Raw genomic sequence first — 14668 nt, 5'->3', positions numbered from 1 at the left:
ATGTGCGCCGGGCAAGAGAACAATGCAACCCCCTTCTCCGCATTCACTCAAAAGCGACGCAAAAACTGAACAAGTTGCAGGCAAGTTTTACGAAAATTTAGGTACTTGCAGAACACATATGGAACATATAGTGTCTGTTCTGGCTTTGTTTCACAACTCTGGGGTTCAACTTCGATGCTGACGCGCAAGCAACAGGAGCTTCTTCTCTTCATTCACGAACGAATGAAGGAGTCCGGTGTCCCCCCATCTTTCGACGAAATGAAGGACGCTCTCGATCTCGCGTCGAAGTCGGGCATCCACCGCCTGATTACGGCGCTGGAAGAACGCGGCTTCATTCGCCGACTGCCGAATCGAGCCCGCGCTTTGGAGGTCATCAAGCTGCCAGAGGCATATAATCCCAGTCTCCAGCCGCGCCGCGGTTTCTCGCCGAGCGTGATCGAGGGCAGCCTTGGCAAACCTCAACCGGTGGCGCCGCCAAAGCCGGCCGCGCATGCGGACAATGGCAATTCGGCCTCTGTACCTGTTATGGGGCGGATCGCTGCAGGCGTGCCAATTTCTGCAATCCAGAACAATACGCACGACATCACGGTTCCGGCCGACATGCTTGGCCCAGGCGAGCATTATGCGCTCGAGGTGAAGGGAGACTCGATGATCGAGGCCGGCATCTTCGACGGCGATACGGTGATTATCCGCAACGGCAGCACCGCCAACGCCGGCGACATTGTTGTCGCACTTGTCGATGACGAGGAAGCAACCCTCAAGCGCTTCCGCCGCAAGGGCGCTTCGATCGCGCTTGAAGCTGCGAACCCGGCTTATGAAACGCGTATTTTCGGACCCGATCGCGTCAAGGTTCAGGGCAAGCTGGTCGGCCTCATTCGCCGCTATCACTAAAGACAGGCGGCTCTCCGTCGAAGGTGCCGCTTCGCCAATTGTATGCCCGATGCCGCATCCAGGGCCGGTCAAGTGTCGTATAGGCCGTCGTCACGACAGGCGTTCCCTGTTCGTCTATTCGTATCTCTGCCGCACCCGAGCGGCGCAAGGTTTCGCCCGTGAACAACAATGCACCTGACCGGCATTCGTTTGCGCGCAGACGAGCGGGCGTAACGACGATGTCGGCGGTGTCGCAGGCAGCGCCGACGTAGGCGGGATCTTCGATGATCGTCAGAACGTAGCCGCTGTCGTGCGCCGCTGTGCACCAAGCGCCTTTCAGGCAGACGAAACGGTTCTCAACGCCTCTCGCAACGACCTGCCGCAACGCGTTGCGAGCGTTATGCAATTCGTCGGCCGAGAGCCTCCGAGGCTTGCCGTCGCCGTCTCGCCGGCGGACTGGTTTGACACCCTCTATCAGGAGCGGCGGCCGGGCTTGCTCCGCAACCAGAGCCCTTCGCCATTGGTCGAAAATGAAGTCGGGTGGGCGCGTCCGGTTGGAAGCAATAACCTGATTGTCGACAATCGCGACGAGACCGCCATCCTCGGCAATGATGAAATCTGGCGCCGGTCTGGACGGCGCGAGCACAACGAGCAGAGTTGCCAACGCGATCGCAACAGCGCCGAGGTACCGCAGTCTGGTGCGCAGAAGCGCAAGCACGAGGAAGCCTGCGACGGCGACAGGAAAGTACCAAACCGGCAATCGGCCGATATCGACGTTGCCGCCCCATCCCGAGACCATCTTTGCAATGGCGATCACAATTTCGAGCCCGAAGCCGGCGATTTTCCAGGGAACGATATCGAGGCCAAACGGCGTCAGCAGCATCGCGAACATGCCCATAGGCATCACCACGAAGGAGATTACCGGCATGGCCATGAGATTTGCGGGCAATCCATAAGCGCTGAGCCGATGGAAATGTTCGACTGCAAAGAGCGCGGTCGAGAAGCCTCCGATCATTGAGGAAAGGAGGATGCCAGCAAAGAAGCGTGCGACAAAAACTACGGGCTTCACTGCCCTGACTTGCAGCAAGGGATGTTCGCGCGCGGCTCGCTTCGACCACATCGCATAACCGGCAACCAGCGCAAGAGTCGCCGCAAATGACATCTGGAAGCTCGCGCCTAGCGCCTCGGATGGAGACAAGAGCAGAATCACCCAAGCCGATAGGGCAATGTTGCGCAGACTGATTGACGGCCTGTCGAAGAATACAGCGGCCAGCATGATCGCCATCATGATGAAGGCTCGCTCTGCCGAGACCGCAAAGCCCGAGATCATGTAATAGGCTGTCAGGGCGACGAGCGCGCCAGCAGCTGCAATCTTCTTGGTCGGGTACGCCTGCGTAACGGATGGAAACAGGCTCAGCAGTTGGCGTAGGCCGACGAAGAAGATACCCGCGGAGAGCGCCATGTTGAGACCGGAGATTGCCACGATATGCGCCAGACCCGCCTGTCGCAGCGCGTCGGTGGTTTCCCGCGAGATCGCGCGCCGCTCGTCGGTGACAAGCGACGCCGCAAAGGCGCCGGTGTCGCCCGGCAGGATTCCACGGATGCGGTCTCCAATTCCGCTTCGAAGACCATCCAGCCAGTTGGCTCCGCGCTCCGAAATCGATGGTGTGCCGACCGCTGGCGGCATTGAAACGCTTGGCGAACCATAAAAGAAACCGTTCGCGCCAATCTCGTCGAAATAGGCGCTGAAGGCGAAGTCGTTGAGCCCAGGCAGCGCCGGTCCCGCAGGCGGGGTCAATCGTGCCCGTCCCGTCAACCACTCCCCGATTTCGAACGGTTCTTTCTGCCCACGCGCGACGACTGAAACCCGGTCTGGCGGCCGCCTAATCTGAGGCGACTGAGTGGCGGAAATGGAGAGGATATAGCGCCAACGACCCGCGCCATCCCCCTCCCGACGCTCGACCCGACCAGTGATCGTTGTGGTGACGGGCGTATCCAGTATGACGGTCGCCCTGCTCCGCGTTTCGTATTGGGCCGAAAGCATTCCCGCGACGCAAAGCAAGCCGGCCAGTGCTGAACTCCGGACAAACGGACGCCCTTGGCCCGCCGCCATTGCAACAGGTGCCAACACAACAACCCATGCCATCAAGCGCATCGTGGGAGGGTCACTTGCGAGTTCGAACCAGAGGACGGCGCCGGCTCCGAGGAAGACCGGCGAGAACAGAAACAACCGTCCATGTTCCATCTCCGCTGTCGCGGAACCTTGGAGCCATGAAGCCCAGTCCCGTGTCGCAGCTTTGATCCGTGTCGGCCACGCGATGGAGGACTGCGTGCGCATGGCCGGCAACAGCTTGGCGGCCGATCGATTCAACAGGAGAGACGGCTCCGCTGCACGCGCGGAAGCATCCGCGGCAGGCACGGCCTTCGTTACTTCAAATGGCTTCAACCCCGGCATGCATTTGCGCCAAAAAACAGCCGCCCTTGCAACCACAATGCAAGCTATCGAGGCGTCGGGCAATAATAATCGATTGAAATCTGAAGGAAAATCTGAACGCTGAAAAGCCAAGGATTATCATCGGCTTCTGCTATGCGCAGGGCTCATCGCAGCAGTGCCCAAAAGTTGATACTGCGATGCACAAAATGGCATCACGGTAACTTGGCATTAGGCGCGCGATCATATAGCAATCATCGACGACGCTTAACCCTATGGCGCTTTTATGGCGCCACCCGCCAGTTTGGAGGATCAGAATGACGGAACAAAGCGCAACACTGAAAATCGGTGACAAATCAGTCGATCTCGCCGTCAAGAGCGGCACGATCGGTCCTGATGTCATCGATATCGGCGCCCTCTACAAGAACACGGCTTCCTTCACTTACGATCCTGGTTTCACCTCGACCGCATCCTGTGAATCGAAAATCACCTACATCGACGGCGACGCCGGTGTGCTATTGCATCGCGGCTATCCGATCGAACAGCTTGCCGAGCACGGCGACTTCCTCGAAGTCTGCTATCTGCTTCTCTACGGCGAACTGCCGACCGCTGCCCAGAAGAAGGATTTCGACTATCGCGTCACGCATCACACGATGGTGCATGAACAGATGAGCCGGTTCTTTACGGGCTTCCGCCGCGATGCGCATCCGATGGCTGTCATGTGCGGCTGTGTCGGCGCGCTGTCCGCCTTCTACCATGACTCGACCGACATCACGGATCCGCATCAGCGCATGGTGGCAAGCCTGCGCATGATCGCCAAGATGCCGACACTCGCCGCCATGGCCTACAAGTATCACATCGGCCAGCCCTTCGTTTACCCGAAGAACGATCTCGACTACGCCTCGAACTTCCTGCGCATGTGCTTTGCAGTTCCCTGTGAGGAATATGTCGTTAATCCGGTGCTCTCGCGAGCAATGGACCGCATCTTCATCCTGCACGCCGACCACGAGCAGAACGCCTCGACCTCGACCGTCCGCCTTGCCGGCTCGTCGGGCGCGAACCCGTTTGCCTGCATCGCAGCCGGCATTGCATGCCTCTGGGGCCCGGCTCACGGCGGCGCCAACGAAGCAGCGCTGAACATGTTGACCGAAATCGGCACCGTTGACCGCATTCCGGAATACATCGCCCGCGCCAAGGATAAGAACGATCCGTTCCGCCTGATGGGCTTCGGTCACCGCGTTTACAAGAACTACGATCCGCGCGCCAAGATCATGCAGAAGACGACGCATGAAGTTCTCGGCGAGCTGGGCGTCAAGGACGATCCGCTGCTCGAAGTGGCGATGGAACTCGAGCGCATTGCACTGACTGACGAGTACTTCATCGAGAAGAAGCTCTATCCGAACATCGACTTCTACTCCGGCATCACGCTGAAGGCTCTGGGCTTTCCCACGACCATGTTCACCGTGCTGTTTGCTCTCGCCCGTACGGTCGGCTGGATTGCCCAGTGGAACGAAATGATCGAGGATCCGGAACAGCGCATCGGTCGCCCGCGTCAGCTCTATGTCGGTGAGCCGCAACGCGATTACGTGCCTGTTTCCAAGCGCTAATCAGCGATCACAGATAGCAAAGAAGCCCGGTCAGGAATGGCCGGGCTTTTTCTTTTGAAGGACATCGAGGACGATTTCGGCCGCATGTTCCCCCGGCGGCTTTTCGGTCTGCATTCTCTGCCAGAGAACGTCAAACCCTTCCATCATCGCCTGCCGTGGCAAGGTGTCCACCGACAGCTTCTCCATCCAGCGCGCAAAGCTGCCGCCTCGCACCACGTCGTTGATATACTCGGGCACAACGGCGTAGTCGGCGATCAGGTTCGGAAGGGCCGCGCTCCAGGTTTTGATCTGGCTGGTCATGAGCTTGATGATCCAGTCCGTCTTGTACGCCGAAACACACGGGACGCCGGTCAGCGCCAGCTCAAGCACGACGGTCCCAGATGCCGCCATGGCGGCATCCGCTTCGGTGAACGCCTGCCACTTCGCCTCGGCGCCGGCCACGATCTCCGGCTTGGTCGTCCACTCCTTGACGAACTCACGGATCATGGCCTCGCGGCGCGGCATCGTCGGCAAGACGAAACGCATCTCGCCGTTGCGCGCCACCAACTCGGTGACGGCGTCGCCAAAGTGGGGCAGCAGCTTGGTAATCTCGCTTGAGCGCGAGCCTGGCAGCAACATCACTGTCTTGCGGTCGGCCCGTGTCCGTGGCTTGGTCTGCGCACGCCGGCGTCGGGCGTCCAACAGGTTTGGGTCGGCCGTCAAACGGTGGCCAACATAGGTCGTCGGCGGCCCGCCCAGTTTGCGCATCACCTCAGGCTCGAACGGCAAGACAGCGAGCACATGATCGACATAGGCGAGCATGCGCTGTGCGCGATATTCCTTCCATGCCCAAACACTCGGGCAAACATAATTGACAACAGGCAAGCCGGGCAGCGCCCTGCGGACCCGCTTTGCAACCCTATGCGTGAAATCCGGACTGTCGACGATAACGAGCACGTCGGGTTTTGCCGCGATGATTGCCGACGCCGTCTCGCCAATACGCCGGACGAGCCTTGGCAACGTCGACAGTACTTGCGTGATGCCCATCACCTGCAGTTCAGAGAAATCGAAAAGCGAGCGCAGGCCCTGCGTCTCGAGCCCCTCGCCGCCAACGCCGACGAGATCTACACCGCCCGGAAACTGTCGTTTCAGGGCGGCGATCAGATCCGCCCCCAGAAGGTCACCCGAGACCTCTCCAACAACGATGGCAACTTTTAGCGACGCATCGCTCACGCTAGCCCCCAGGATGGCAAACCTCTATCCAGTCCGCACACGAAAATACCGGCCTCATCCGCAGCCTTGATGACAGCGTCACGCTCCAGGATGAGCGAGCGACCCGCCTCGACAGCAACGCCCGCCAGGCCCGCCCTTTTCAGGTTCTCGATCGTCGAAATGCCGATCGATGGCAGATCCGCGCGGATATCTTGCTGAGGTTTGCAGAGTTTGACCAGTACGCCGCGGCGACGCGCAGAAATGCGCCCGGCTGATCGCAGGTCAGCGACACGGTCCAGCATGCTGTCCGTGCCTTCGACGCCCTCGAGCGCAACAATGCGGCCGCCAACTGAAACCGCCCCTTGCCCGACATCCAGCCTGCCAAGCGCATCGGCCGCTTCCGCGGCGCGCGCGATATCTCTTCGATCATCAGGTCCCGGTCGCACTGCGCCCAACGGACCGACGGTCGCAAGGAGGTGTGGTGCGATCTCATGCGCGCCGACGACGCGGCGTCCGTTCCCCTCGATCAAGGTAATGACCATGCGCAATACGGCATCGTCGCCACCAGCGAGCAGCGTGCGGACCGTCGACGGCAATTTCACGATCGTTTTCAGCGTCGGGCGGACCTCACGCCACTCCGGACGCCGGCGCACGCCTCCCGACATGACGACTCGATCTACGCCGTTGCTCGCGAATATCCGACTGAGAGCAGCGAAGTCACCGACGCCGATCACCGCGTGATCAAAGCCATCCCAGGAGCGGTCCGCTTCATCTTTCAGCGCGATAATGAAGGGATCTTCACCTGCCTGGCGCGCGGCCGTAGCAACATAGGACGGCAGAAGACCGCTGCCTGCGATGATTGCCAAGCGGCCTTTTGCCATGTCACCCGCGAGAGCCAAGCATCACCCTTTCTGTCCCCTGGTCGGAGATGAAAGAGCGCGGTCGCTTTCGGCAGCGATGAAATCAAGAATTTGAATGACTTGCTCGCAACCAGCATACTCGTCGCGGAGTGCGGCGGCATTGTCTCGGATCGAATTATCGCCTTCGAAGATCGCCTTATAGGCCCGGCGCACTGTGTGAATCGTCGCGCGATCAATGCCGGCGCGGGTCATACCGACGACATTCAAGCCGCTCAAAAGGCCCGGATTGCCATTCAGCATCCCATAAGGGATGACGTCGTAGCTAACCGCGGACAGCCCACCTACAAATGCCTGTCGACCGACGCGCGTGAACTGATGCACGGCGCAGCCACCACCGAGAATGACGCGATCCTCGATCGTTACGTGGCCGGCAAGCATGACGTTGTTGGACATGATGACGTTGCTTCCAACCCGGCAATCATGGGCGATATGCGAATTCGCCAGGAACAGGTTGTTGTTGCCCACAATCGTCTGGCTACCGAAATCAGCGGTACCCGTGTTGACCGTGACACCTTCGCGGAAGGTGCAGTTGTCGCCGACCGTCAAGGTCGTCTCTTCGCCACCGTGATGAACGCTCTGAGGATCCCCGCCGATCACGGCCATTGGGAAAATGCGGCACCCGCTGCCGAGCGTCGTGCGGCCCGATACGACGGAATGCGCAAGCAACTCTACGCTATCACCCAGCGTGACATTCGGTCCAACGTAACAAAAGGGACCGATCTTGACGTTCTCGCCGATCACAGCGCCGTCTTCGACGACCGCCATGGCGTGAATCTTGGCGCTGGCTGCTATCCTGCTCATGCCTGATCCTTGCGAACGATCATCGCCCCGATGTCGGCTTCGGCGACGAGCGCGCCATCAACCTTCGCATCGCAGTGGAACTTCCAGATATTACCGCGCTGCTTCTGTTTCTTCACGTGATATTCGACGCGGTCGCCGGGAACGACCGGCTTGCGGAAGCGCGCGTTGTCAATCGTCATGAAGTAGACCAGGTTCCCGGTCTCCCCCTGCTTCTTGGCGCAGATCGCACCGGCTGTCTGTGCCATACCCTCGATGAGCAGGACACCCGGCATGATCGGAGACTCCGGAAAGTGACCGGTAAAATGCGGTTCGTTTGCGGTCACGTTCTTGATGCCGATCGCGGACTCGTCACCGTCGATATCGATGATCCTATCCACCAGCAGGAACGGATAACGATGCGGCAGCAGCTTCATGATCTCCATGATGTCTGCCGAAGAGAGCGAAGTCTTTGCTTCTTCAGTCATTCTTTTCTCCCGTTTTCTTGCTGCCGGTCGACCGGGCCAAAATCGCTGCGGTCTCTCGCAGAAAATCGTTGATGGGACGCGCCGGCACACCACCGTAACGTTCGCCGGCAGGTATGTCGCCGACCACACCGCTCTTCGCGGCGATCTGCACTCCGTCACCGATCTTGATATGCCCGTTCAGTCCGGCCTGCCCGCCGATCTGCACGCCATCACCGAGAACCGTGCTACCAGCGATGCCGACCTGCGAAACGATGGCGCAATGACGCCCAATTCGGCAGTTGTGACCAATCTGGACCTGATTATCGATCTTCGTGCCTTCGCCGATGACGGTATCATCCATGGCACCGCGATCAATCGTGGTATTGGCGCCGATCTCCACATGATCCTGAATGATGACGCGGCCGACCTGAACGATCTTGATCATCCCGCGTGGGCCCGGAGCATAGCCGAAGCCATCCTGGCCAATGCGCGCGCCATTGTGAATGATCACGCCGTTGCCCAAGAGCGCGCAAAGCACGCTTGCGCCGGCGGCGATCGTGCAATTGCGGCCGATCTTGACGTTTGGCCCGATGATCGCGCCGGCTCCGATGTGCGTGCCCTCTCCGATTTCGGCATGTGCGCCGATGACCGCGAAAGGCTCGACCGAGACCTCGCCTTCCAGACGCGCCGTCTTGTCGACAACTGCACGATCCGAGATGCCGGAGCCTTCGGACAACAGCGCCTCCGGCCGAAGTGCCTTCGGGTAGAGATAGCCACCCGCCATAGCAAAGGCAGCATGGGCATTCTTCGAAATCAGGACAGGCAGATGATCGGGTACCAACGATCGCAAGCCGGCGGTGCAAAGCACAGCGGATGCCGCGCACGTCGCGAGCTCGTCCTTGCTCCTCTTCGACATGATATAACAGATGTCACCCGCCTTCGCCCGGCTTACGGGCGAAACGGAGCGTATCACAACATCTGCGTCCTTGGGGTCAGCAAGCTCTGCCCCAAGATACTGCGCCAACTCCGAGAGTTTCACGCCATCATGGGGCAGAAAAAAGCCATTTTGCTCCATCGGCAAATCTCCAGAACGGAATTCGGTTTTACGGTTCCGGACTGCCGATATCAGAATTGGTTGTTTATGCCAAACTTGAAGTGCTGCGTCTTGTCGAAGTCTTCCTTGGCGACCGGAATAGCGTAGTCGACGCGCAGCGTACCAAATGGCGACGCCCACATGAGACCAACGCCAACGGACGCGCGCAGCGATGCATCTTCGCCGTTGACGGTATCACCAAGCGGGTCGACATCATTGCCGAACAGTGTACCGGCATCGGCAAACAAGGCGCCACGCAAGCCGAAGTCACGCGGGACCAACGGCAGCGGGAATGTCGCTTCAGCCGACACGGTAAAGTAGGTCGTGCCACCAAGCGGGTCGTCGTTGGAGCCGGCGATACGCGGGCCGATACCCTTGTTTTCAAAGCCTCTGATATCGCCGTTGGTCAGCGTGAACTGGTCAAAGACGTTCAGGTTCTTGTCAAAGCCGACAACATAGCCCGCCGAGCCGGTAAGCGACCCGATGATGTCGGCATCGTCAGCGAGCAGGTGGAAATAGCGTGCCTTACCGTAGAGTTTGTAGAACTGCGAGTCGCCGCCCAGGCCGGCAATTTCCTGCGTAACGCTTGCATAGATGCCTTCGCGAGGCAGCGTCATGTCGTCAAGAGTGTTGTAGGTCAGCGTCTGCGAAACAGACGACTTCACCCACGGGCTATTTTCAACGAGGTTCTGGTACGGCGCAGACAAGTTACTCAGCGAACCCGACGGGTCGTACTTCATCTGCTTGTAGTTGTAGCGGAACGTCGTCGCGAGGTCTTCCGTGATCGGAGCTGTCGCACGCAGAACACCGCTGTTTTCCTCGTAGTCGTAGTTATCGTTGCTCGACGTCTCGCTGTGGTTGAGGTCGAAACCAACCGCCAAACGATAGCCCAGGAAGTACGGCTCGGTGAAGTTCAGGCCGTAAGTCTGCGAACCTTCCTGACCGCCACCGGCACTAACCTTGATGTACTGACCACGACCGAGGAAGTTCTTTTCCTCAACTGAGGCTTCGAGAAGAAGGCCATCACCGCCGGCAGCGTAACCTGCGCCGATGCCGAACGAGCCGGTCGCCTGGTCCTGGACGTCAACGACGACGACAACGCGATCCGGCGAGCTGCCCGGCTGCGTCGAGATGTTAACCGACGAGAAATAGCCGAGAGCTTCGAGACGGCGCTTGGCCCTGGTGATCATCTGCTGATTGAAGGCGTCGCCTTCGCTCATGTCGAACTCACGACGGATGACGAAGTCACGCGTACGGCTGTTACCGCGAATTTCGATGCGCTCGACGTATGCGCGCTCACCCTGGTCAACCAGGTATTCGACACCGATCGTGTTGTTGCCCAGATCACGGTTACCGCGCGGCGTAACGCGGGCAAACGGATAGCCGGCGGAAGCGACCTGATCGGAGATCGCCTCCATGGACTTCTGCACTTCCTTGGCGCTGTAGACCTGACCTTCGTGTGTCCGGACGAGCCCCTGAAGCTGATTGGAATCGATACCCGGGACCGTCGACTGCACGGATACAGCACCGAAATCATACCGAGGGCCTTCTTCAATATTGAAGGTCAGCGTGTACTTGTTCGTTGCCTCGTCGAAAGCCGCGTCGGAAGATATGATACGGAAGTCTGCGTAGCCGCGGTTGTAGTAGAACTGGCGCAGCGCCTCTTCGTCCGCATGAAGCTTGTCTTCGCTGTAAACGTCCTTGCGGGTCAGGAAAGACAGAAAGTTCGAGCGCTTGGTCGCGATGACCGAGGAGAGACGGCCGGAGCTGTAGGCGTTGTTGCCTACGAAATTGATGGCAGCAATCTTGGTGCGGTCACCTTCGTCGACGACGAAAGCCAAGTTCACGCGTCCTTCGCCGAGGGGAACGACCTGCGTGGTTACCTGAACTTCACTTCGACCCGTCGCGGCATACGCGTCCTTGATCGCCTGAATATCCGACTGAATCTGCGCCTCATTGTAAGGGCCAGCGGCATGCGTCTTTACGACAGCCGCAAGCTTGTCGTCCTTGATCTTGCGGTTGCCGTTGAAGACGACCTGATTGACGAGCTGAGCTTCCTCGACGGTAACGACGAGCGTGCTACCCGAGACCGAAATCTTGACGTCGGAGAAATAGCCGGTGTCGTAGAGTTGCTTCACCGAGTCATCGATATCGGTATTAGAGAAGCTCTTGCCGGGCTGGATGGTGAGGTTTGAGCGAACGGCCTCAGCACCAACACGGCTGGCGCCACGCACATCCACACGCTGAATAACTGCAGCTTCTGCCGTCGTTGCCGAGACGAAAACCGTTGCACCTGCCCCCGAAGCAACAATACCTGCAGACAGCGCAACCGCCGATACTGCGTTCAAAAATCTTGAACCAGCCTTCATTTCACCCATTACCTTTTTTCTCGTCCCCGGCGTCAGGCGTCCCCCGATTCCGGCCACGTGTGTCGTTTTACCCGCTTTTGTCATACAAGCAAGGGAGCAAGTTAATTTCTGTTTACTTCATTTCAAAGCGTGACGCATTCGCCACTACACCTTTGAAACATCGTAAATAAACGGTAATTTTCCCTCGTCCGGCAATCAACCAATCAAAGCGCTTATATCGTTCCAGGTGGCAAAAACCATCAAGCTCAAAACCATCGCCAAGCCAATGCGGAACGCAATGTCCTGGGCAGACGAACCCAACGGTTTTCCCCTCACCGCTTCAATCGCATAGAACATCAAATGACCACCATCAAGTACCGGAACCGGCATCAAGTTCAGTAATCCGATGGAAACCGACAAGACAGCGGCGAGCTGCAGCAAAGCTGCAACGCCCAAGGTCGCCATCTGGCCGGAAGCCTGGGCGACGCGGATGGGTCCGCCGAGTTGGTCAGGCTTCATGTAACCCGAAATGAGATTGCCGATATACTTGAAGGTGCCGGTTACGATGTGCCAGGTCTGGATCGTGCCCTCCTTGACGGCCTCCAGCGGCGAGTAGGTCTGCACCCGGAAGTGGCCGACCTCCTGGTTGGTGACGATACCGATCAGGCCGATCTCGATCTTATTGCCGAATTGATCGGTCATGTCGGTCCGGGCCGGCACCATCGGCACATCCAGCTTCTCGCCGTTGCGCTCGATCGTCACGACAATCCGCTGCTCGGGCCGAATGCTGACGTAGCGCCGAACATCATCGAAGGTTTCGACCTTCGTGCCATCGATTGCGATCAAGAGGTCACCTGGCACCACACCAGCTTCGGCAGCGGCACTGCCGGCCTTAACCTCTGCAACGACGGGATCGGCAACCGACCGGCCGTAGATCGAAAAAAGAACCGCGAAAATCGCAATCGCCAGGATGAAGTTCGCAATCGGGCCGGCGGCAACCGTCGCTGCCCGCTTCCACAACTTGGCGCCGGCGAAAGACCGTGCTCTGTCTTCTTCCGACATTCCCGCCAGCTTGTCGTCATCGGGCTTGCTCGACACGTCCTCATCGCCGAAGAACCGCACGTAGCCGCCGAGCGGTATCAGGGAGAGCTTCCAGCGCGTTCCATGCCTGTCGGTGAAGCCGATCAATTCCGGGCCGAAGCCAATCGAGAACGCCAATATCCGGATGCCGCTCCAGCGCCCGACAAGATAGTGTCCCATCTCGTGCACGAAGACGAGCAACGACAATACGAGGACGAAGGGCACGATGTAGCCCGTCAGGAACGCGAGTATACCGGTCAAGCCAAGCATCTGATTTTTCCGCCAGCCTTTGCAGACATTATACGCCGAACAGGGCTGCACCGAGCGACGTTATTTCGCCGCCCTTTATCAGCGAAAAAAGCCCAGCTAGCAAGAACGCCGCAAAGCAGGCGAAAATGAGCCCATCGACGCGATCCATGACGCCGCCGTGCCCAGGGATCAGATGGCTCGAATCCTTGACGCCGAAGCGGCGCTTGATGAAGGATTCGAAAAGATCGCCACTCTGGCTGCAGACCGACAGAATGAAGGCGACCGACGCTGCGAGGACGACGCTTTGCGGAAAGGCAAAATAGGCAACCAGGCTGCCGGCGATCACAGCGGAGACGGCGCCGCCGATGGCGCCGGACCATGTCTTTCCGGGGGATATCTTCGGCGCCAGCTTCGGACCACCGATGGCGCGCCCGACGAAATAGGCAAGAATGTCGGTCGACCACACCACTGCGAATACGAAGAGCATCGCGAAAAGCCCGACGCTATCGGCACCGCGGATGCTCGAGAGGGCAATTCCCGTAAGGCCGGCATACACGATGCCTGTAGGAAACCAGCGCGATACGCCGGACACAAACACGAAGCCGACAGCAATCAGAAAGAACAACGCAAGGAGAATCAGTGAATATCCGAGCGTACCCGCGACGACGGCCACCGCGATCGCCGCCTGCCCTAACCAACCGATGGCGTTGGCAACTGGCTGCTCCGTCGCGAGCCTCGTGATCGTCGACCATTCATAATAGATAAGCAGTCCGATCAATGCGGACAGCAAGCTAAAGGCGACGCCACCATACCAGGTGGCCAGCAGCACGAGAACGGCAAGTATCACGCCGGAGACGATGCGTAGCTTCAGCTCCTGCTGCATCAGGTGCCCACTGCCGCAGCAGTCTGCGCCACCAGTCCGCCGAAGCGACGGTCGCGTGACGCGAAGGTCTCCAGTGCTGAATAGAAGATATCCCGGCTGAAGTCCGGCCAATATTCCGGAACGAAAATGAACTCCGAATAAGCGGCCTGCCAAAGGAGGAAGTTGGAAAGGCGCTCTTCGCCGCTCGTGCGAATGATCAGATCGGGATCCGGGATACCAGCCGTGTCGAGCCGCGCGTTGATCAACGCGGGAGAAATGTCCTGGGCCCTCAATCGCCCCGCCTCAACGTCATGCGCAAGACTTGCCATTGCGCGAGCAATCTCGTCGCGCGACCCATAATTGAAAGCGATAATGAGTGTGAGCGCGGTGTTCGACTTCGTCGTCTCTTCGGCGTCCACGAGAAGATTGAGGATATCGCTCTTCAGGCTGTATCGGTCGCCGATCACCTTTACGCGCACGTTTTGGCGATGAAGCTCAGCTAGGTCGCGGCGAATGAAGGCCTTCAGCAGGCCGAGCAGATCGGACACTTCCGTTTCCGGGCGGCGCCAGTTTTCCGAGGAAAAGGCGAAGAGAGTAAGGTATTTGATCCCCACGTCGCCGGCGGCACGAACCGTCTCGCGCACGGCGTCCACGCCCTTTCGATGTCCCATCGTTCGCGGAAGTCCGCGCTGCTTTGCCCATCGGCCGTTGCCATCCATGATGATGGCAACGTGTTCTGGCACAGTCAAAAATGTTCGTTCCGACATTTCCCG

The 14668-nt window shown here is 59.0% G+C and carries 12 protein-coding genes; 2 read left to right on the top strand and 10 right to left on the bottom strand.

Annotated elements, in window-relative coordinates:
- Positions 1-174: 174 nt before the first annotated feature.
- Complete coding sequence (gene lexA, locus FHT76_RS34240; RefSeq protein WP_016553836.1) at positions 175-891, top strand: transcriptional repressor LexA; 717 nt, start codon at positions 175-177, stop codon at positions 889-891.
- On the opposite strand, the gene FHT76_RS34235 is transcribed toward lexA, so the two are convergent.
- Positions 872-3325, bottom strand: coding sequence for a ComEC/Rec2 family competence protein (locus FHT76_RS34235; protein ID WP_405049525.1), 2454 nt, complete (start codon positions 3323-3325; stop codon positions 872-874). The two genes, lexA and FHT76_RS34235, sit on opposite strands and share 20 nt — an antisense overlap.
- Positions 3326-3618: 293 nt before the next feature.
- On the opposite strand from FHT76_RS34235, the gene gltA reads away from it, so the two are divergent.
- The gene (gene gltA / locus FHT76_RS34230) at positions 3619-4908 is read left to right on the top strand and encodes a citrate synthase (protein ID WP_016553835.1); all 1290 of its coding nucleotides are present in this window, start codon (positions 3619-3621) and stop codon (positions 4906-4908) included.
- A 30-nt stretch (positions 4909-4938) separates the two neighbouring features.
- Here the strand turns inward: gltA and lpxB are convergent, their stop codons facing one another.
- From lpxB to FHT76_RS34185, 9 genes are all read right to left on the bottom strand, one after another.
- Positions 4939-6120, bottom strand: a complete 1182-nt coding sequence (gene lpxB / locus FHT76_RS34225; RefSeq protein WP_183864183.1) for a lipid-A-disaccharide synthase — start codon at positions 6118-6120, stop codon at positions 4939-4941.
- A complete protein-coding gene (locus FHT76_RS34220) occupies positions 6117-6998 on the bottom strand; it encodes an LpxI family protein (protein ID WP_183864182.1) in 882 nt (293 codons plus the stop codon). The genes lpxB and FHT76_RS34220 overlap by 4 nt, the downstream gene beginning before the upstream one ends.
- Positions 6999-7001: 3 nt before the next feature.
- Entirely contained in the window at positions 7002-7820 is an 819-nt protein-coding gene (gene lpxA / locus FHT76_RS34215) for an acyl-ACP--UDP-N-acetylglucosamine O-acyltransferase (protein ID WP_183864181.1), read from the bottom strand.
- Positions 7817-8284: a 3-hydroxyacyl-ACP dehydratase FabZ gene (gene fabZ, locus FHT76_RS34210; RefSeq protein WP_183756936.1), complete on the bottom strand. Its 468-nt coding sequence runs from the start codon at positions 8282-8284 to the stop codon at positions 7817-7819. Before fabZ ends, lpxA begins: the two co-directional genes overlap by 4 nt.
- Positions 8277-9338 (bottom strand): UDP-3-O-(3-hydroxymyristoyl)glucosamine N-acyltransferase, encoded by a 1062-nt coding sequence (gene lpxD / locus FHT76_RS34205; protein WP_183864180.1) that lies wholly within the window; start codon positions 9336-9338, stop codon positions 8277-8279. Before lpxD ends, fabZ begins: the two co-directional genes overlap by 8 nt.
- Before the next feature lie 50 nt (positions 9339-9388).
- On the bottom strand, positions 9389-11725 hold the full coding sequence (bamA, locus tag FHT76_RS34200; protein WP_183864225.1) for an outer membrane protein assembly factor BamA: 2337 nt from the start codon (positions 11723-11725) through the stop codon (positions 9389-9391).
- A 195-nt stretch (positions 11726-11920) separates the two neighbouring features.
- The gene (gene rseP / locus FHT76_RS34195; RefSeq protein WP_183864179.1) at positions 11921-13054 is read right to left on the bottom strand and encodes an RIP metalloprotease RseP; all 1134 of its coding nucleotides are present in this window, start codon (positions 13052-13054) and stop codon (positions 11921-11923) included.
- Positions 13055-13082: 28 nt separating this feature from the next.
- On the bottom strand, positions 13083-13916 hold the full coding sequence (locus FHT76_RS34190; protein ID WP_183864178.1) for a phosphatidate cytidylyltransferase: 834 nt from the start codon (positions 13914-13916) through the stop codon (positions 13083-13085).
- Positions 13916-14662 (bottom strand): isoprenyl transferase, encoded by a 747-nt coding sequence (locus tag FHT76_RS34185; protein WP_183864177.1) that lies wholly within the window; start codon positions 14660-14662, stop codon positions 13916-13918. Before FHT76_RS34185 ends, FHT76_RS34190 begins: the two co-directional genes overlap by 1 nt.
- Positions 14663-14668 lie beyond the last annotated feature (6 nt).

It is taken from the genome of Rhizobium sp. BK176, from assembly GCF_024808055.1.
This window is presented reverse-complemented; position numbering and strand designations above follow the sequence as displayed.